This is a genomic window from Pseudovibrio sp. M1P-2-3, from assembly GCF_031501865.1.
GTDB lineage: Bacteria > Pseudomonadota > Alphaproteobacteria > Rhizobiales > Stappiaceae > Pseudovibrio > Pseudovibrio corallicola.
The window spans coordinates 1649736-1668815 of the sequence record NZ_JARRCW010000001.1 but is presented as its reverse complement, the minus strand read 5'-3'; the positions used below and the strand labels follow the sequence as shown (position 1 = coordinate 1668815).

Sequence of the window (19080 nt, the reverse complement as noted above, 5' to 3'; positions counted from 1 at the left end):
CTGCCCCCTACTCTGCTGCATCCGCCTGGCGCTGGCTGGCAAGTGCAGAACACTCAGCCATAACCGCAGACGCACGGGCAATCGGGTTGGTAAGATAAAAATCGCTAATGACAGAAACAAATGCACCGCCGGTTGGCTGCGCGGCTTTGGACTGCAACTTGGCAATATCGGCAATGCTGCCTGTCTCAATGGAATCAATAGCTGCCAGATGCGGATACGCCTCATAAAGCGCTGTACGCAGCTGAGCAAAACTGTTGAATGGCAACTGAGCATCCAGATGAGCGGAGAGTGCGCGCAAAATAGCCCAGTCCTCACGGGCATCCCCTGGAGGGAATGCTGCGCGCGGTGCCAGCTGCACACGGCCTTCAAGGTTCACATAGGTGCCAGACTTTTCAGTGTAAGCTGCCGCTGGCAGGATCACATCCGCACGGTGTGCGCCGCGATCGCCATGGGTTCCGATGTAGACCACAAAAGCCTCACCAAAGGCATTCATGTCCAACTCGTCAGCACCCAGCAAGAACACAACATCCAGCTCACCCTTACCTGCTGCTGCCTGAATACCACCGGTATCAAGGCCGCCATTGGAAGGAACAAAGCCGATGTCCAGACCACCAACGCGGCTGGCAGCTGTGTGCAGAACGTTGAAGCCGTTCCACTCGTCGCTCAAAGCACCGCAAGTCTCGGCCAGTTTTGCAGCCAGAGCAAGAACGTTTGCACCGTCTTCACGGGCAACTGCTCCCTCACCAACGATGATGAGCGGGTTCTTGGCGTCTTTAAGCGTTTCAAAGAAAGCGCCTTTGCCAGCTGCAAGCTCTGCCAGACTGTCGGGGCCAGCGCCCAGATAGTCGTAGTCATAGGTGAGATCAGCTTGTTCACCAATCAAGGCAACCGGCACACCGGACTGACGCCAGGCTTTACGAATGCGGGCATTAAGAACAGATGCTTCCATACGCGGGTTCGAGCCCACGATAAGGATTGCATCAGCGTTTTCAATGCCTTGAATGGTAGAATTAAACAAATAGGTTGAACGACCTAAAGCAGGATCTAGCTGCGCACCGTCCTGACGGCAATCAATATTTGCACTTCCCAGCTTCTCCATGAGGAGCTTCAGGGCAAACATATCTTCAACGCTTGCAAGATCACCGGCAATTGCCGCTGTCTTGGCACCGCCTACCGCTTTCACTTTTTCAGCAATTGCAGCGAAAGCCTCGTCCCAAGTGCTTGGAGCAAGTTTCCCCTCGCGCTTAACAAAAGGACGATCCAGACGCTGGGTTTTCAAGCCATCCCAGATGAAGCGTGTCTTATCGGAAATCCATTCCTCATTCACTTCTTCATTGAGACGAGGCATGATGCGCATGACTTCGCGGCCACGGCTGTCCACACGAATAGCGGAGCCAACCGCATCCATCACATCAACCGCTTCCGTTTTGTTCAGCTCCCAAGGACGGGCGTTGAACGCATACGGGCGGGAGGTGAGCGCGCCAACCGGACACAGGTCGATCACATTGCCCTGCAGCTCGGAAGACATGGCGTTTTCAAGATACGTGGTGATCTCCGCATCCTCACCGCGGCCAATAAGGCCCAGCTCGGAAACACCGGCAACTTCGGTGGTGAAGCGTACGCAGCGTGTGCAGTGGATGCAACGTGTCATAACGGTCTTCACAAGAGGACCGATGTACTTGTTTTCTACCGCACGCTTGTTTTCCGCATAACGGGAGTTGTCCATGCCGTAAGCCATGGCCTGATCCTGCAGATCACACTCGCCGCCTTGGTCACAGATCGGACAATCCAGCGGATGGTTGATGAGCAAGAACTCCATCACACCTTCGCGGGCCTTTTTCACCATTGGAGATTTAGTGAAGACCTCTGGTGGCTGCCCTTCAGGACCGGGGCGCAGATCGCGCACGTTCATGGCACAAGAAGCCGTAGGCTTTGGCGGTCCGCCTTTCACTTCCACCAAGCACATGCGGCAGTTGCCGGCAATGGACAGGCGGTCGTGATAACAAAAGCGCGGAACCTCGGCGCCAGCTTCTTCACAGGCTTGCAGCAGGGTAAATTCTGCTGGAACCTCAATCTCTTTGCCATCGACGATGAGTTTTTTCATTGTCTTACTCCGCAGCAATTGTTGAGGCTGCCTTGGATTTGGCAACGTATTGGTCGATCCGGTCTTCAATAACCGGACGGAAATTCTTGATGAGGCCCTGAATTGGCCATGCAGCTGCATCACCCAGAGCACAAATGGTGTGGCCCTCGACTTGCTTTGTCACTTTGAACAGCATGTCGATTTCCTCATAGGAGCTTTGCCCCTTAACCATCCGCTCCATAACACGCCACATCCAGCCGGTACCTTCACGGCACGGCGTACACTGGCCGCAACTCTCATGCTTGTAAAAGTATGAAAGACGGGCAATGGCCTTGATGATGTCCGTGGAGTTATCCATGACGATAACCGCAGCAGTTCCAAGGGAAGAGCCCACTTCCTTCAAACCGTCAAAGTCCATTTTGGCGTGTTTGATGTTCTCGCCCGTTACACACGGAACGGAGGAGCCACCGGGAATAACAGCCAGAAGATTGTCCCAGCCACCGCGAATACCGCCGCAGTGCTTTTCGATAAGATCCTTGAAGGAAAGGCCCATCTCTTCTTCAACTGTACAAGGGTTTTCCACGTGACCGGAAATACAAAACAGCTTTGTGCCCGTGTTGTTCTCGCGCCCAAGACCGGAGAACCAAGCACCGCCACGGCGCAAAATTGTTGGCGCTACCGCAATGGATTCAACATTGTTTACAGTTGTCGGGCAACCATAAAGACCCATGTTGGCAGGGAACGGCGGCTTCAAACGTGGTTGGCCTTTTTTGCCCTCCAAGCTTTCCAGAAGCGCAGTTTCCTCACCGCAGATGTAAGCACCGGCACCGTGATGGACATAGATATCAAAATCATAGCCATGCACGTTGTTCTTGCCGATAAGACCGGCATCATATGCCTGATCAATGGCAGCCTGCAGGCGCTCGCGCTCGCGGATGAACTCGCCGCGAACATAAATGTAAGCGGCAATGGCACCCATTGCGGAACCGGCGATCAAACAACCCTCAACCAAGTGGTGCGGGTCATGACGCAGAATTTCGCGATCTTTACAAGTACCGGGCTCTGACTCATCGGCATTAACAACCAGATAAGCGGGACGGCCATCGCTTTCTTTAGGCATGAACGACCATTTAAGGCCGGTGGGGAAGCCAGCGCCGCCACGACCACGAAGACCGGAGGCCTTCATCTCGTTGACAATCCAGTCCCTGCCCTTTTCAATGATTTCTTTAGTGCCAGACCACGAACCACGCTTGCGGGCACCTTCCAGTCCCCAGTCGTGAATTCCGTAGATATTGGTGAAGATACGATCCTGATCTGTCAGCATCTGTTAGCCCTCACCCTGTTGTTTTTCAGCCTGCTTCAGGCGGTGCGCTTCAATAGCTTCAGCAACACCTTCTTCGGCAGGGCGTGGAACACCCGTGTAGCCCTTGCCACCTGTGTTGATGGCATCACCTGCATGATGATGAGACGCTTTTTCAGAACCATCAATCACCAATGGGGCAGGATCAGCACCGCGCGTATCGTCTGCGATATCCTGAAGAGAGGTAATTTCACCTGCAGGGGCTGCAAAACGCCGATCAGTCTGAGGGCCTGGAACCACAGCATTGCCTGCTGCGATATCTTCCAGAAGCTTGTCGAAGGTCTCTTCGGTCAGATCTTCATAGGTATCCTTGAAAATCTGAACCATTGGCGCGTTGGTGCACGCACCAAGACACTCCACTTCTTCCCATGAGAAGTCACCGTCCTCAGACAGCTCGTGCGCATTCTTGGCGATCTTGCTTTTACATAGCTTGATCAACCCTTCCGCGCCCATAATCTGACAGGAGGTTGTGCCGCAAACCTGAATATGGGCTTTTTTGCCCACCGGTTGCAGCTGGAACATGGTGTAGAAAGTTGCAACTTCCAGAACGCGAATATTTGGCATGTCCAGCATTTCTGCAACCACACGGATTGCAGGTTCGCTGACCCAGCCTTCGTTCTGTTCTTGAGCCCGCCACAAAATCGGAATAACAGCGGAGGCTTGACGCCCCTCTGGGTACCGGTCGATAACTTTCTGAGCCCACTCCAGATTTTCAGGAGTAAATTCGAAGCTATCGGGCTGCTCGTGATGAAGACGACGCACTGACATTAACGGTCAATCTCCCCGAATACGATGTCGATACTACCGATGATTGCTGCAACATCTGCCAGCAAATGGCCTCTGGTGAGGTAATCCATTGCCTGCATGTGCGCAAATCCCGGAGCTTTAATTTTACAGCGGTATGGCTTGTTGCTGCCATCAGAGATGAGGTAAACCCCGAACTCTCCTTTTGGAGCCTCCACAGCTGCATAAACTTCGCCCTCAGGAACACGGTAGCCTTCTGTGTAAAGTTTAAAGTGATGGATGAGCGCTTCCATGGAGCGCTTCATTTCGCCGCGCTTTGGTGGAACAACCTTACCATCAACTGAAGAAACAGGGCCTACTTCCGTTTTCAATTTATCAAGGCACTGCTTCATGATGCGAACAGATTGACGCATTTCGAACATACGGATCAGGTAACGGTCATAACAATCGCCGTTTTTCCCGATCGCGATATCGAAGTCCATCTCATCATAGCACTCGTATGGCTGTGATTTACGCAGGTCCCATTTTGCACCTGAACCACGAACCATGACGCCGGAAAAGCCCCAAGCCCACGCATCATCCAGCTTCACAACGCCGATATCAACGTTACGCTGCTTGAAAATACGGTTCTCGGTGAGAAGGCTGTCAATATCATCCATAGTCTCAAGGAATGGATCACACCATGCCTCGATATCATTGAGCAATGCTTCTGGAAGGTCTTGATGAATACCGCCGGGACGGAAGAAGGCGGCATGCATACGTGCGCCACAAGCGCGCTCGTAAAAGCCCATGAGCTGCTCACGCGGCTCAAAGCCCCACAATGGCGGGGTAAGAGCACCCACATCCATCGCCTGCGTCGTTACATTGAGAAGGTGCGACAAAAGGCGACCTATCTCAGAGTAAAGAACGCGAATAAGTTGACCGCGCCTTGGTACTTCGATGCCCATCAGGCGCTCAACAGCAAGAGCATACGCATGCTCCTGGTTCATTGGCGCAACATAATCAAGGCGATCAAAGTAAGGAACAGCCTGTAAATAGGTCTTGTGCTCGATGAGCTTTTCGGTTCCCCGGTGCAGCAACCCCACATGCGGGTCGACGCGGGTTACCACTTCGCCATCAAGCTCAAGAACAAGACGTAAAACACCGTGGGCCGCAGGGTGCTGCGGACCAAAGTTGATATTAAAATTTCTGACCTGAGCCTCAGCCATCAACGCATGCCTCAGTTCGATGCTTTTTCATCACCAGGAAGCACATAGTCCGTACCTTCCCAAGGTGAAAGAAAATCAAAATTGCGGAATTCCTGATTGAGTTGAACAGGTTCATAAACAACCCGTTTACGCTCATCATCATACCGCACCTCAACATAACCCGTCAGCGGGAAATCCTTGCGTAGCGGGTAGCCGTCAAAACCGTAGTCGGTGAGCAGGCGGCGCAAATCCGGATGCCCGGAGAACAGGATACCGAACATGTCGTAGGCTTCCCGTTCAAACCAGTCAGCCCCGGCATAGACCGGAGTAACCGACGGCACTTGTGTTCCCTCTGCGCAGGAGACCTTCACGCGTATGCGCTGGTTCTGCTTTGGCGACAACAAATGATAGACCACATCAAAGCGGTCTTCGCGGCCCGGCCAGTCAACACCGCAGATGTCAACAAGAGCCACAAAACCGCAACGGGCATCATCCCGCAAAAAACGCAGAACGCCAACGATATCTTGCGCTGGCACATTCAAGGTCAACTCGCCGAAAGCGAAAGACCAGTCCTTGATGGTATCTCCGAGCGCTAGCTCCAAAAATTCACCAAGTTCATTTAGCGTCTCGTCCATGAACAAATAATCCTATAGGCCGGACATCTAACAAAGGCACAAAAGCGCCCGATTTATCGCTCAATCGTTCCAGTACGACGGATCTTCTTCTGCAACAAAAGCACACCATAAAGCAGCGCTTCGGCAGTTGGAGGACACCCAGGAACATAAATATCGACAGGCACAACACGATCACAACCGCGCACAACTGAATAGGAGTAGTGGTAATATCCACCACCGTTGGCACAGGAGCCCATGGAGATCACATAACGCGGCTCGGGCATCTGGTCGTAAACCTTGCGCAGGGCCGGAGCCATCTTGTTGGTCAAGGTTCCTGCAACAATCATCACATCTGACTGGCGCGGAGAACCGCGCGGCGCAAATCCGAAGCGCTCACAATCATAACGAGGCATGGACATCTGCATCATTTCAACGGCGCAGCACGCCAAGCCAAATGTCATCCACATCAAGGAGCCCGTACGCGACCACTGAATCAAGCTTTCAGTGGACGTTACCAAGAACCCCTTGTCAGCAAGCTCATCATTCACTTGCATGAAAAATTTATCATCCGACCCGATCGGTTGACCGGTCTTCGGATCAATAATCCCTTTGGCAGGCTCTGAGACCAGCGGGCCAGAGCCTTCGCGGATCAATCCCATTCCAGCGCTCCTTTTTTCCATTCATATGCGAAACCGATAGTCAGAACACCAAGGAACACCATCATGCTTCCAAAGCCGTACCAACCCAGATCCCCGAAGGAAACAGCCCACGGAAAGAGGAAGGCAACTTCTAAATCGAATATGATGAACAGGATCGCCACCAGATAAAATCGGATATCGAATTTCATCCGGGCGTCATCGAAGGCATTGAAACCGCACTCATAGGCGGACAGTTTTTCTGAATCGGGGCTTTGATACGCCACAAGGAAAGGCGCAACAAGCAGTGCGAGCCCGATTACAAGAGCTATACCAATAAAGACAACAATCGGGAGATATTCCCTTAGGAGGTCTTCCATTTTATTTTCGCGTCCCTACGCGCAAATGGCCATGCGGCGATAGAATTCTGGAAGCGGCATTTTAGACTATTGAAAAGCTAAAATCTGCCACATTGCTCCGCACGATTAACTTAGCCCTACGCACTACGCAAGTCCTTAAACTACAGGAAAGGCGTAAGGTTTTATGCTTCAATTGAGCCAGCATATAACGCAAGCAGTAAGCGAAGCTCTAAAACGGCAGGTTTCCAAGAGATTTAATTTCTTGACATTTTAACTCATGTTTAGAAAAAAAATAAGGCAAACCTCTTGAAAACTTCTCTTCTAATAGCCATTTGGCGCGGAATCGCTCCACATTTCAGTGCGCTCTCAATGCAGAACTCTTCGTAAATCAAGGTAAAGCGTTCCTTTAAAAGCCACAGAAACTCCAAGAATATCAGGGGTACCTGAGCAACTCCAGCCACTCCGTCCAAGGGGCCAGTATGGCACCTCCCCCCTCCGAGATATGGGACAAAGCTTCTAGAACAAGCAAATCTCGACCTATAAATTTCACAACCAACCCCAGATCGCTCTGACCAGTTTAACCAAAACTGGAGAGGAGTGCACGCCCTCAAATAATGAGCAGCGCACTTCAAAACAGATGCACAAAAGTGGCAGCACTTTCCTTTAGGAGCGCAACACTTTGTATTGATAGAGCTTGAATAATTGAATACTTCCAGACTTTCAGAAACTGAAGGAGAAGATCAAGGAAAGAGTAGTTTGAAAACCAAGAAGACCAGAAGGCAAAAACACGAAACGCCGCTACTCATTGGAGAAGCGGCGTTTTCGTATATAAAACCTTGAGTGGCGCGAGTGACGGGACTCGAACCCGCGACCTCCGGCGTGACAGGCCGGCACTCTAACCAACTGAGCTACACCCGCCCAAGGTATATATTTCTTTCCGGGCCACCATTCTTTAAAGAATGGCGCGAGTGACGGGACTCGAACCCGCGACCTCCGGCGTGACAGGCCGGCACTCTAACCAACTGAGCTACACCCGCCCCCGGAACCAACTCAACAAACACAACTCCTTAGACTGGCGCGAGTGACGGGACTCGAACCCGCGACCTCCGGCGTGACAGGCCGGCACTCTAACCAACTGAGCTACACCCGCTTTTGTCTGAAGCAGCAGTGTGTTGCTGTCTGGTGAGCGCTGATGTACGGCCTGACCGATGCGAAGTCAAGCGTCCTGTTTTTAGTTTATGTGAATTCTTTAAAAAAGGTCCTCTTCCTGTGAAGATTTAGAGCTTTTTGGCCTCTAAATGTGGATAATGATCCCTTTCCACAGGGTGAATCTACGTTTTTTGTCAAAGACCTGAGGGAAAAAATAAAAAGTTCCGCTAGAAAAATTTCTTTGGCGCACACAAACATGCCCCATCTTTTTAAAAAACATCTCCCACTTGCTATAAATCATCATAAATACCTAATAAAATTTGGTGTAATTTTTCATTACACACGCTAACATGGTTTTAATTCTCATTTATTCATCAGCCGGGATACACTTTTTATGGCATTTGGAAATAAGCTCAGCGCGATCGCACTCTCTCTTCTCATGGGGTCGACCGTTTCGGTAAAGGCTGACACCGCCGACCTCCTGATCGGTCTTGGTGCAGGCGTTATTGGCAAAACACTTCTCGACCAGTCCGCAAAGCAACCTCAATGACGCTCTGCCCCGGTACAGCACTCCGGCGTAAGGTTAAGCCGCGCAGATGCCATACAGGTACAAATGCGCCTGAATAAACTGGGCTACGGTGCGGGCCGCCCCGACGGGGTTATGGGCCTAAACTCCCGCCGCGCCGTTCGCGACTTCCAAAGAAGTATTGGTGAGTATCCAGATGGCTATCTTACAGCAGCGCAAATGGCAAAACTTTTTGCCATGACAGACCCGCAAGCACCCACTCATATAGCCCCTGTCGCCCACGCCCCCGTGGTGCATGCACCGGCAGCCCCTATTCAGGCACCTGCAACAACCAACAACTTGAAAAAAAGCGTTGAGATCAACCAGATCTATATTAACGCATCAGCCGAGGCGACAACCAACCAAGCTGCTCCCGCAGGTTCCACCAAGAGACCACTTCTTGACCCCCTCGCCCCGCCGACAACAATTGGACTTAGCACCCGCATGCGAGTTCATGATTTAGAAGAGATGCTTGGAGCAAAAGGGTATAAAGAGTGCGCAACCGCAAATTATGTGACAACCTGCAAACTGACCACAGGAACCCTTAATGAAACTCTGGTAGTTGCAACCATTGACTCCATCATTCACACAGTGCACCGGGTAATCACACTCTCAGCTCCCGCTCCCCGCTCTGCCATTGATAAAAAGATGAATGAGTCTTTCCCGACCCTTGCCAAATTCTCCAAGATGCGCGCCAGCACAAGCAGCGCTTGCACTATGGACTTTACCAATAACCGTGGCTTGACCTACAAGCGTATAAACGCTGTTGGAGATGCTGCCCTAACCACACATGAAGCCAACAATGGTTGTCAAGACTACTATGCTGTTGAATATGGCAGTGCTGAGACAGTCAGTACAATTGAAGTCCTGCTTCACGATGGCAAGTTGATTACCGCTGCTTTGGAAAATGGAAGTGACGTTTTCCCACAAAATGCGGCACTTACTGAAGATCTACAATTTTAATAATCACAACTTGTGCAGGGCAACCATTACTGCCCTGCACGAAACCTCAATATATCTAAGGCTCAAGCATCTTCTTGTTCCCTTTTTGAAACCCGCGGTGTCCTACGCTGGCTTACTTTCCCGCCACTTCACCACCGCAGCACACACCAAGCCAAACAGCATATGACCGACCAGTGAAGCCCATGTGAGCTGGACAAAGCCGAGGAACGGGGGAAGACCCGCAATCCAGTGGGCCATTATGTAAAGAGCAAAAACCCACAGGCCCATACCAAAGCCCAGACCAACTATCCACCAGGGAAGAAATGGCAGTATGACACGCGCAATGGGCCGGGCAATATACAAGTAGCCGATGGGATAAAAAACAACACCCACCACCAGATGAATCAGCTCTGCCGTCAATAGGTGACTAAACCCAAAGACCGACTGCACCAGAGCAGCAGGCTCCAAGGGGCCACCCACCCAGTACGGAGTAATGAAGCGTGCCCAGATCTCCCAAGTCAGATCTGCGGCAATGCCTGCCAACAGGATGGTCATAAATGTTTGAAATGTGAGAGGTGGGCAGATATGTTCGTAGCCACGCCCACCGACGTTTTGCTTGCCTGTCATTTCATGCTCCCGTTGTTCGGGTGGCACCCTAAATAAAAGGGTGAGCGTCCCACCAAAGAAGGATCAGGACACAACCTTTGCGGACTTTACAAAGAGTATAAACCCTAAAGATATTAAGGAGTTTGAAAGAAACGACTTATTCAGCGTTCCAAACAAAAACAAGAACAACTTAGTTTTGAGGGGAATAATAAAATGGTGGGCGATGAGAGACTCGAACTCCCGACATCTTCGGTGTAAACGAAGCGCTCTACCAACTGAGCTAATCGCCCGACTTGCTTCATAAAAGCATTTAACAACTATTTGCCAATCCATCTCAAAGGAGAAATGGTGGGCGATGAGAGACTCGAACTCCCGACATCTTCGGTGTAAACGAAGCGCTCTACCAACTGAGCTAATCGCCCGACTTGCGCGTGTTGCGTCGTCGTTGGAGGGGTATTTACAGAGCTCCTTTCCTCTTGGCAAGGGCCAAATTGCATTTTCAACAAAAGCACTGTGCGTAAAAGGGTTTTTCCCCCTCCCCTTTGGAAAACTTTGCTTTTCCGGAGGGATTATCCCCTTCAACTCTCCGTATTTTTATAAAAAGAACCCGGCACTCAAGGAATGCTGGGTTCTTGAACTTTAAGCGTGGCACCCAAACAAATTACTGCTGCCTTGGGAGCCTATACGCAAATAAAATCAAACCTGTGAAATGCCTTAATAAAACCTGCCACAGATTAAGAGTGAGCTCTTAGGAGTTCACTGCGTCCTTCAAGCCTTTACCGGCTTTGAACTTGGGAGTTTTGGACGCTGGGATCTGGATAGCTTCGCCAGTGCGTGGGTTACGGCCTTCAGTTGCGGCACGCTCAGAAACAGAGAAGTTACCAAAACCAATGATCCGAACCTCATCGCCAGACTTCAGTGTCTCGGTGATAGCTTCCAGAGAAGCTTCAACGGCTTCACCTGCCTGCGCCTTTGTCAGACCGGTTTTCTCTGCTACCGCTCCGATCAGATCATTTTTATTCATGACAGTCCCTTTCTAAGTCACTGGGGGGATCCCTTAGATTCGTAGTTCCCCGTTGCCGGACATTCAAACTATTTAACGGGCAAATCAAGATGAAAATGGCAGGAAACAGCCATTTTATGGTGAGTATCAACCAAAAAAGCCTCGAAACTTGTCCGAGGCTTTCGTTCTTAGGGTTCAAGCAAGCTTCTAGTGAGCAATTACACCCGATTTTTCATCGGACTTACCCATAGACTCTGTGGCCTTAGCCTGATCTTCTTCTGTCCATTCAATTGCTTCCGGCATACGCACAAGCGCATACTGCAAGACTTCATCCATCCGTGAAACTGGAATGATTTCCATTTCATTTTTCACGTTGTCCGGAATGTCAGCCAGATCCTTGGCGTTATCTTGAGGGATCATAACGGTGTTAATACCGCCGCGCAAAGCCGCAAGAAGCTTCTCTTTAAGCCCACCAATTGGCAGAACCCGACCGCGCAGTGTAATTTCACCGGTCATAGCCACATCTTTGCGGACCGGAATTCCGGTCATAACCGAGATGACGGCTGTTGCCATTGCAATACCTGCTGATGGGCCATCCTTAGGCGTTGCGCCTTCTGGAACGTGCACATGCAGTTCGCGCTGGTCAAACAGCGGTGGCTTGATACCGAAATCTTCAGAACGGGAGCGCACATAGGACGCAGCTGCGGAAATAGATTCTTTCATCACTTCACGCAGGTTACCCGTAACGGTCATTTTGCCTTTACCCGGCATCATGACACCTTCGATCGTCAGCAATTCACCGCCAACTTCAGTCCACGCAAGGCCGGTGACAACGCCAACCTGATCCTCTTCTTCAACCTGACCATAGCGGAAGCGCGGCACACCCAGATAATCCTCGACGATCTGCTCATCCACTTTGATGGTCTTTTTATCGTTCATCAAAATGTCTTTAACAGCCTTACGAGCGAGCGAGAACAGTTCACGCTCCAAATTACGTACACCTGCTTCACGGGTGTAAAGGCGGATCACTTTGCGAAGTGCATCATCAGAGGCTTCAAACTCACCCTTTTTCAGGCCATGATCTTTAATGGCTTTAGGCAGAAGGTGACGGCGGCAGATCTCGACCTTTTCATCCTCTGTGTAACCAGCAATTCTAATCACTTCCATACGGTCCATAAGTGGGCCGGGAATGTTCAGTGTATTAGCTGTGGTTACGAACATGACGTTGGACAGGTCATATTCCACTTCCAGATAGTGATCCATGAACGCTGAATTTTGTTCAGGATCAAGAACCTCGAGCAGAGCGGAGGATGGGTCACCGCGGAAATCCATTCCCATCTTGTCAATCTCGTCCAGCAGGAACAGAGGATTGGACTTCTGCGCCTTTTTCATGGACTGGATGACTTTACCGGGCATGGAGCCGATATACGTGCGCCGGTGACCGCGAATTTCAGCTTCATCACGCACGCCGCCAAGCGACATACGTACGAACTCACGTCCGGTTGCCTTCGCGATGGATTTACCCAAAGATGTCTTACCAACACCTGGAGGACCAACAAGACACAGGATTGGACCACGAATGGTGCTTGCCCGCTTTTGAACCGCCAAGTATTCAATAATGCGTTCTTTGACCTTTTCCAGACCATAGTGGTCCGTATCAAGAACCTTCTCCGCCAAGGCCAAATCGTGCTTCACCTTGGATTTGCGGCCCCACGGGATACCCAGCAGCCAATCCAGATAGTTGCGAACCACGGTTGCTTCCGCAGACATCGGGCTCATCTGCTTGAGCTTTTTCAGCTCCGCGTGGGCCTTTTCCTTGGCTTCTTTGGAAAGCTTGGTTTTCTCAATACGCTCTTCCAGCTCACCCAGTTCGTCGCGGCCTTCTTCGCCGTCGCCCAGCTCCTTCTGAATGGCTTTCATTTGCTCATTCAGATAATACTCGCGCTGGGTTTTTTCCATCTGGCGCTTAACACGGGAGCGGATACGCTTTTCAACCTGAAGAACGGAGATCTCCCCTTCCATCAAGCCAAGAACTTTTTCTAAACGGTCCGCAACGGAAACTGTTCCCAGAATCTCCTGCTTCTCATGAATTTTAATCGCAAGATGGGATGCAATGGTATCTGCAAGCTTGGACGAATTTTCAATCTGATTGACTGCACCCAGAACTTCAGGGGAAACCTTCTTGTTCAGCTTCACGTAGTTTTCAAATTCAGAAACCACGGAGCGGCCAAGAGCTTCCACTTCCACAGCATCAGCATCTGCTTCAACAAGCGTCTGCGCTTCAGCCTCAAAGAGGTCTTCACGGTCGGTAAACTTTGTAATCTCTGCGCGGGAAACGCCCTCTACGAGAACTTTGACTGTGTTGTCAGGCAACTTGAGCAGCTGCAGAACACGCGCCATCGTTCCTAGATTATAAATATCCTCAGCCTTCGGATCATCCTCGGCTGCATTTTTCTGTGTTGCCAGAAGAATATTCTTATCAGAGGCCATAACCTCTTCCAGAGCCCGAATAGATTTTTCGCGCCCTACAAACAGCGGCACAATCATATGAGGGAACACGACGATGTCACGCAAAGGAAGCACTGGGAAAATGGATTTTTCCGCACTTTCGACCATTGGCGTCTGATTGTCGGTCATGTTGTATCCTTTCCTAGGGTACCCCGCGAATATGCAGAGTACTGAAATGCAGCGGGACCACAAAAATAGTGGCTTTTCTTTAAGGCCGATCCACTTTGCCTCATGAATGAGCACAAAATCAGATCGCCATACTGCCTGTCCATTACATTAGGTGGCGAGCAAGCCCCCATGTGTCAAGCGCTGAAGACCGTGTTGGCTTTATCCAGCTGTTGATAGCATGTTCACATGGGAATTATCCCGCGTAATTCAATGGGGTTTACTTAAATTAACCAGAGTTATGCAAAAAAATACGGACGCATGGGTTTCCCCAAGCGCCCGCATCACACTTTGAAATCAATAGATCTTAAGCACTTGTGGCGGAGTTTTCCGCTCTGTCCTCGTAAATATACAAGGGACGCGCATCTCCATCGACAACTTCGGAAGAAATCACAACTTCCTTGACGCCTTTCAGGCCTGGAAGCTCATACATGGTTTCAAGAAGGATCGCCTCTAGAATGGAACGCAGTCCACGTGCACCGGTTTTGCGCTCAATTGCCTTGCGGGCCATAGCCTTGAGTGCATCCTCATGGAACGTGAGTTCAACGTTCTCCATTTCGAACAACCGCTGATACTGCTTGACAAGTGCATTTTTCGGCTCGCTCAGAATTGTAACGAGAGCATCCTCGTCCAGATCTTCAAGCGTTGCGATAACCGGCAGACGGCCAACAAACTCTGGAATGAGGCCGAATTTAAGCAGATCTTCCGGCTCAAGATTACCGAACAGCTCTCCTGTTTTACGGTCCTCAGGCGCCATAACCTGTGCCTGAAAACCAATGGAGGTTGAACGGCCACGGTCCGAGATGATTTTATCCAGACCAGCAAAAGCACCACCACAGATGAACAGAATGTTGGTTGTATCAACCTGAAGGAATTCCTGCTGCGGATGCTTGCGACCACCTTGAGGAGGTACACTTGCAACAGTGCCTTCCATGATCTTCAAAAGCGCCTGCTGAACGCCTTCACCAGAAACATCACGGGTGATGGACGGATTTTCCGCTTTACGCGTGATCTTGTCCACTTCATCAATATAGACGATACCGCGCTGAGCGCGTTCCACGTTGTAATCTGCGGACTGAAGCAGCTTGAGAATGATATTCTCAACGTCCTCACCCACATAACCGGCCTCGGTCAGCGTGGTTGCATCTGCCATTGTGAAAGGAACATCAAGAATACGGGCGAGTGTCTGTGCCAGAAGTGTTTTACCACACCCTGTTGGACCAACCAGCAAGATGTTGGACTTGGCCAGTTCCACATCATTGTTTTTCGTTGCGTGGTTGAGACGCTTGTAATGGTTATGAACCGCCACAGACAGGACCTTCTTGGCCTGCCCCTGCCCGATTACGTAATCATCAAGAACATTGCGAATTTCTTGCGGTGTTGGAATACCATCACGCGTCTTCACAAGAGAGGATTTATTCTCTTCGCGAATAATATCCATGCAAAGTTCAACACACTCGTCGCAAATGAACACAGTCGGCCCAGCAATGAGCTTACGAACCTCATGCTGACTCTTACCGCAAAACGAGCAGTAGAGCGTATTTTTTGAGTCGCCGCCGCTGGCTTTGCTCATGAGTAATAACCTCGCATCTTTCGAGGGGGACACCCTCTGAACCTAATCGAGTTGCCTTAAAACAAAGAGGCAACATTTCTGATTTAGCGCGTTTGCGCCGTCTCTTCCAGTAGTAACCGTTAGAATTTACTAGGAAAGCTTAATTGGCACTTTTAACACTGCCCTGCTTGCCTAGTAAATAAAACGGAGCACACCCACTTTATACCCAATCAGGCTAAGATGCGTGCCCCAAGTTTTGAAGGCCACCCCAAATTAGGAGTCATCTCCTTCCAAAAGACTATCTCTGCTTTCGATAACTTTGTCGATAAGGCCGAATTCTTTTGCTTCGTGCGCTGTCATAAAATTATCACGCTCCAGCGCTTCCTCAACAGCTTCAAGGCTTTGATCCGTGTGGGAGACATAGATCTCGTTGAGCCTGCGCTTCAGTTTCAAAATTTCCTGAGCATGCAGCATGATATCGCTGGCCTGACCGCGAAAGCCACCAGATGGCTGGTGAACCATGACACGGCTGTTTGGAAGAGAGAAACGCATTCCCTTTTCACCACCCGCCAAAAGCAGGGAGCCCATGCTGGCTGCCTGACCAATACACAATGTTGTGATCTTGGGCTTGATAAACTGCATTGTGTCGTAAATCGCCAGACCGCTTGTCACTATTCCGCCCGGAGAATTGATGTAGAGCGCAATTTCCTTGTTCGGATTCTCCGCTTCCAGATAGAGCAACTGCGAACAGATCAATGTGGCCAAATGATCTTCAACAGGTCCGGTCAGGAAGATGATCCGCTCTTTGAGCAGCCTTGAAAAGATATCGAACGCCCGCTCGCCCCTGTTGGTTTGCTCAACCACCATCGGCACCAAGCTATTCGTAAAGTACTCTACAGGATCGGTCATACATCATCCATTTTCTGAAGCTTGCCACTCCTTGCCAGCGGCAGCCCTGCATTAGCTGACAAATGCCCATGCAGTTAGTTCAAATTAACGAGTCGAATTTACGACTCCCCTAACATAGGGGATCTTTCCTTTTTCTTAAAGGCTTACTGGTGAAGGTAAACCCAAGAAGATTGAGAGTGACCTCCCAAGAAGAGCATATCTATCCCTCAAAACAAAAAAGCTCCCCTGAAAAAGTGGGTTCTCCACCACTTTTCAGAGGAGCTTGGAACAGACAAGCTAATCTAAAGATTAGATTTCGTCTTCGTCCTGCTTGAGCAGCTCTTCCTTGCTCACAACCTTATCGGAGATTTTTGCAAGTTCGAGAATGAAGTCGACAACTTTCTCTTCGTAGATTGGTGCACGAAGGGAAGCCAGTGCCTGCTGGTTGTTCTTGTAGAATTCGAACACCTGCTGCTCTTGACCTGGGAACTGACGAACGCGGTCGTACAGAGCCTTCTGAACTTCTTCTTCAGTAACCTGAACAGAGTTCTTCTCGCCAACTTCAGAAAGAACCAGACCCAGACGCACACGGCGCTCTGCAATCTTGCGGTATTCCGCTTTTGCTTCTTCTTCGGTTGTCTCTTCGTCTTCAAAGGTTTTGCCGGACTGTTTCATGTCCGCTTCAACCTGCTGCCAAACGCCGTTGAACTCGTTCTCCAGCAGCTTTTCAGGAAGATCGAAGGAGTACTCTTCGTCCAGCTTATCAAGCAAAGCGCGCTTGATTTTCTGACGGGTTGCTGCACCGTACTGGCTTTCGATCTGGCCGCGTACGATTTCTTTCAACTTCTCGAGATTTTCAAGACCCAGCTTTGTTGCCAGCTCGTCATCAATCACCAACTCACCAGGAGCTGCAATTGCTTTCACGTTGATGTCGAAAGTAACCGCTTTACCAGCAAGGTTTTCAGCGCCGTACTCTTCAGGGAAAGTTACGTCGATGATTTTTTCTTCACCAACTTTCATTCCAACGACCTGCTCTTCAAAGCCTGGAATGAACTGACCAGAACCCAGAACCAGCTGGCCATTTTCGTCTTCACCACCCTCAAACGGCACGCCATCCAGCTTGCCAAGGTAGTGCATTGTTACGCGGTCGCCGTCCTGTGCAGCAGCACCTTCTTCACGATCTTCGAAAGAACGGTTGCTTTCAGCAATCTGCTTAATCTGCTCGTCGATTTCTTCATCAGCGATTTCAACGATCGGGCGTTCCAGCTCAACAGCAGAAAAGTCAATAACTTCAAATTCAGGTAGAAGGTCATACTTCATTGTGAAGCCAAGATCTGCTTCACCTGCGAGTACTTTTTCGGCTTCATCATCAGGCAGATCAATTTCTGGCTGCAGAGCAGGTTTTTCCTTGCGCTCTTCGATTGTCTTAGCAGTTGTCTCATTGATGAGATTGCCAAGAAGCTCAGCCATTGCCTGACGGCCATAAACACGCTTCAGGTGGGATTTTGGAACCTTGCCTGGACGGAAACCGTTGATTTTCACCTTAGATTTCATATCTTCAAGGTATGCATCGAGGCGGGTTGCAAGATCAGATGCCGGAATGACGATCTTGAGTTCGCGCTTCAGGCCTTCGGCCAAGGTTTCTGTTACCTGCATGGTACTTTGCTTCGTCCTTGATTTAGAACGTGTACATCAGCAAATCCAAAAACCGGATCTACTTACCGTTCATGTGCGAAGCAATTATAATAATGGGGTAAGACACAAAAAGGGCAATATGACTATCGCCCGTAACCAAACCGCCAAAATCAGATCACTTCGAACTGAACTTAGACAACGCCCTCAACTATTTTGGTCTCCCTGGGGACGGTTGTTGTCTAGTTGCAATCCGTATCACCGGGGGGTTTGGTGCGGCTGGAGGGACTCGAACCCCCACGGTCTCCCGCCAGAACCTAAATCTGGTGCGTCTACCAATTTCGCCACAGCCGCAACGTTGGTTGGGCTTTTATGGGTGCAACCGATGTAAGTCAACCACCACCTGACCATAATCAGCATGTTTTTCCACCACATCTGTTTTTTTTATGGTTTTTTCTCTTAACCTCATCATTTCGAGTGGAAAAATGCGGGTGCACTGAATGGTAAACGTATCGCTAAAGTCCATTTTTATAGCTTTGTTATGCTCAAAAGCTGGCAATGGGCTACGACAGCTTATGATCGCCTGAGAACTGCCCTGCCAAGTTTATCACGCGCAGAGCCAGCGCATACGGTTAACGCCTACTCTTGAGCGCATTGCGGACTTGCCTACAGCATCGCAAGATTGAATGACCCTCTCCGCCCAGCACCTGAAGGCTTTATATTCAAAAATAGCCGGAGGCTGCATCTGCTTAAGCAAAGATGAAGTTCTCAGCACTGGTTTAACCGCTGTCTAAACTGATAAGTACAATCGGCCCACCATCAGAGGCAACCGCAGTGTCATCACTTTCGCTGGTCACACTCAGTTCGTCAAAAAAAGACGCACCGGATACAAACTCGATGTAATCAAGATCAACCGTAAAGTCGGTGATAATATCATCACCATCGCCACTGCCAAAAACAAACACGTCCTGACCTTCACCACGGCAGTTTCAATTAGACTGTTGCCATCAATTCCATAAAGAGTAAGCTCTGGGTCAAAGGGCGCATTCTCTTCACCAAACGAACTCAACGAGAGCAGGTAGAGGATT

At 50.1% G+C, this 19080-nt stretch carries 17 protein-coding genes and 6 tRNA genes; 2 read left to right on the top strand and 21 right to left on the bottom strand.

Features of this window, described 5'->3' with window-relative positions:
* Positions 1-7 precede the first annotated feature (7 nt).
* The 10 genes from nuoG to P6574_RS07635 all read right to left on the bottom strand — a co-directional run bounded on the left by nuoG (position 8) and on the right by P6574_RS07635 (position 8132).
* On the bottom strand, positions 8-2104 hold the full coding sequence (gene nuoG, locus P6574_RS07680) for an NADH-quinone oxidoreductase subunit NuoG (protein ID WP_310619769.1): 2097 nt from the start codon (positions 2102-2104) through the stop codon (positions 8-10).
* A 4-nt stretch (positions 2105-2108) separates the two neighbouring features.
* Positions 2109-3407 carry an NADH-quinone oxidoreductase subunit NuoF gene (gene nuoF, locus P6574_RS07675; RefSeq protein WP_310619768.1) on the bottom strand — a complete coding sequence of 433 codons (1299 nt, stop codon included), beginning with the start codon at positions 3405-3407 and terminating at the stop codon, positions 2109-2111.
* A gap of 3 nt (positions 3408-3410) precedes the next feature.
* On the bottom strand, positions 3411-4211 hold the full coding sequence (gene nuoE / locus P6574_RS07670; RefSeq protein WP_310619767.1) for an NADH-quinone oxidoreductase subunit NuoE: 801 nt from the start codon (positions 4209-4211) through the stop codon (positions 3411-3413).
* Positions 4211-5395 carry an NADH-quinone oxidoreductase subunit D gene (locus tag P6574_RS07665; RefSeq protein ID WP_310619766.1) on the bottom strand — a complete coding sequence of 395 codons (1185 nt, stop codon included), beginning with the start codon at positions 5393-5395 and terminating at the stop codon, positions 4211-4213. Before P6574_RS07665 ends, nuoE begins: the two co-directional genes overlap by 1 nt.
* Positions 5396-5406: 11 nt before the next feature.
* On the bottom strand, positions 5407-6009 hold the full coding sequence (locus tag P6574_RS07660; protein WP_310619765.1) for an NADH-quinone oxidoreductase subunit C: 603 nt from the start codon (positions 6007-6009) through the stop codon (positions 5407-5409).
* Between the two features lie 53 nt (positions 6010-6062).
* A complete protein-coding gene (locus P6574_RS07655; RefSeq protein ID WP_310619764.1) occupies positions 6063-6647 on the bottom strand; it encodes a NuoB/complex I 20 kDa subunit family protein in 585 nt (194 codons plus the stop codon).
* Positions 6638-7003 carry an NADH-quinone oxidoreductase subunit A gene (locus P6574_RS07650; protein WP_310619763.1) on the bottom strand — a complete coding sequence of 122 codons (366 nt, stop codon included), beginning with the start codon at positions 7001-7003 and terminating at the stop codon, positions 6638-6640. The genes P6574_RS07655 and P6574_RS07650 overlap by 10 nt, the downstream gene beginning before the upstream one ends.
* A gap of 820 nt (positions 7004-7823) precedes the next feature.
* A tRNA-Asp gene (locus tag P6574_RS07645) sits at positions 7824-7900 on the bottom strand.
* Between the two features lie 42 nt (positions 7901-7942).
* Positions 7943-8019 (bottom strand) — tRNA-Asp (locus tag P6574_RS07640).
* Positions 8020-8055: 36 nt separating this feature from the next.
* Positions 8056-8132: transfer RNA gene (locus tag P6574_RS07635), tRNA-Asp, on the bottom strand.
* Between the two features lie 393 nt (positions 8133-8525).
* On the opposite strand from P6574_RS07635, the gene P6574_RS07630 reads away from it, so the two are divergent.
* Positions 8526-8681 (top strand): hypothetical protein, encoded by a 156-nt coding sequence (locus tag P6574_RS07630; RefSeq protein WP_310619762.1) that lies wholly within the window; start codon positions 8526-8528, stop codon positions 8679-8681.
* A gap of 51 nt (positions 8682-8732) precedes the next feature.
* On the top strand, positions 8733-9659 hold the full coding sequence (locus tag P6574_RS07625) for a peptidoglycan-binding domain-containing protein (protein WP_310622119.1): 927 nt from the start codon (positions 8733-8735) through the stop codon (positions 9657-9659).
* Between the two features lie 102 nt (positions 9660-9761).
* Here the strand turns inward: P6574_RS07625 and P6574_RS07620 are convergent, their stop codons facing one another.
* From P6574_RS07620 to P6574_RS07570, 11 genes are all read right to left on the bottom strand, one after another.
* Entirely contained in the window at positions 9762-10193 is a 432-nt protein-coding gene (locus P6574_RS07620; RefSeq protein ID WP_310622118.1) for a hypothetical protein, read from the bottom strand.
* Between the two features lie 265 nt (positions 10194-10458).
* A tRNA-Val gene (locus P6574_RS07615) sits at positions 10459-10534 on the bottom strand.
* Positions 10535-10590: 56 nt separating this feature from the next.
* Positions 10591-10666: transfer RNA gene (locus P6574_RS07610), tRNA-Val, on the bottom strand.
* Between the two features lie 326 nt (positions 10667-10992).
* The gene (locus P6574_RS07605) at positions 10993-11268 is read right to left on the bottom strand and encodes an HU family DNA-binding protein (protein ID WP_310619761.1); all 276 of its coding nucleotides are present in this window, start codon (positions 11266-11268) and stop codon (positions 10993-10995) included.
* A gap of 186 nt (positions 11269-11454) precedes the next feature.
* Positions 11455-13884 carry an endopeptidase La gene (gene lon, locus P6574_RS07600; RefSeq protein ID WP_310619760.1) on the bottom strand — a complete coding sequence of 810 codons (2430 nt, stop codon included), beginning with the start codon at positions 13882-13884 and terminating at the stop codon, positions 11455-11457.
* A 343-nt stretch (positions 13885-14227) separates the two neighbouring features.
* On the bottom strand, positions 14228-15493 hold the full coding sequence (gene clpX, locus P6574_RS07595) for an ATP-dependent Clp protease ATP-binding subunit ClpX (RefSeq protein ID WP_310619759.1): 1266 nt from the start codon (positions 15491-15493) through the stop codon (positions 14228-14230).
* 252 nt (positions 15494-15745) lie between these two features.
* On the bottom strand, positions 15746-16381 hold the full coding sequence (gene clpP, locus P6574_RS07590) for an ATP-dependent Clp endopeptidase proteolytic subunit ClpP (RefSeq protein WP_310619758.1): 636 nt from the start codon (positions 16379-16381) through the stop codon (positions 15746-15748).
* Positions 16382-16669: 288 nt separating this feature from the next.
* Positions 16670-18016 carry a trigger factor gene (gene tig, locus P6574_RS07585; RefSeq protein WP_310619757.1) on the bottom strand — a complete coding sequence of 449 codons (1347 nt, stop codon included), beginning with the start codon at positions 18014-18016 and terminating at the stop codon, positions 16670-16672.
* A 247-nt stretch (positions 18017-18263) separates the two neighbouring features.
* A tRNA-Leu gene (locus P6574_RS07580) sits at positions 18264-18346 on the bottom strand.
* 16 nt (positions 18347-18362) lie between these two features.
* Entirely contained in the window at positions 18363-18518 is a 156-nt protein-coding gene (locus P6574_RS07575; RefSeq protein ID WP_310619756.1) for a hypothetical protein, read from the bottom strand.
* A 253-nt stretch (positions 18519-18771) separates the two neighbouring features.
* Complete coding sequence (locus P6574_RS07570) at positions 18772-18957, bottom strand: hypothetical protein (RefSeq protein WP_310619755.1); 186 nt, start codon at positions 18955-18957, stop codon at positions 18772-18774.
* Positions 18958-19080 lie beyond the last annotated feature (123 nt).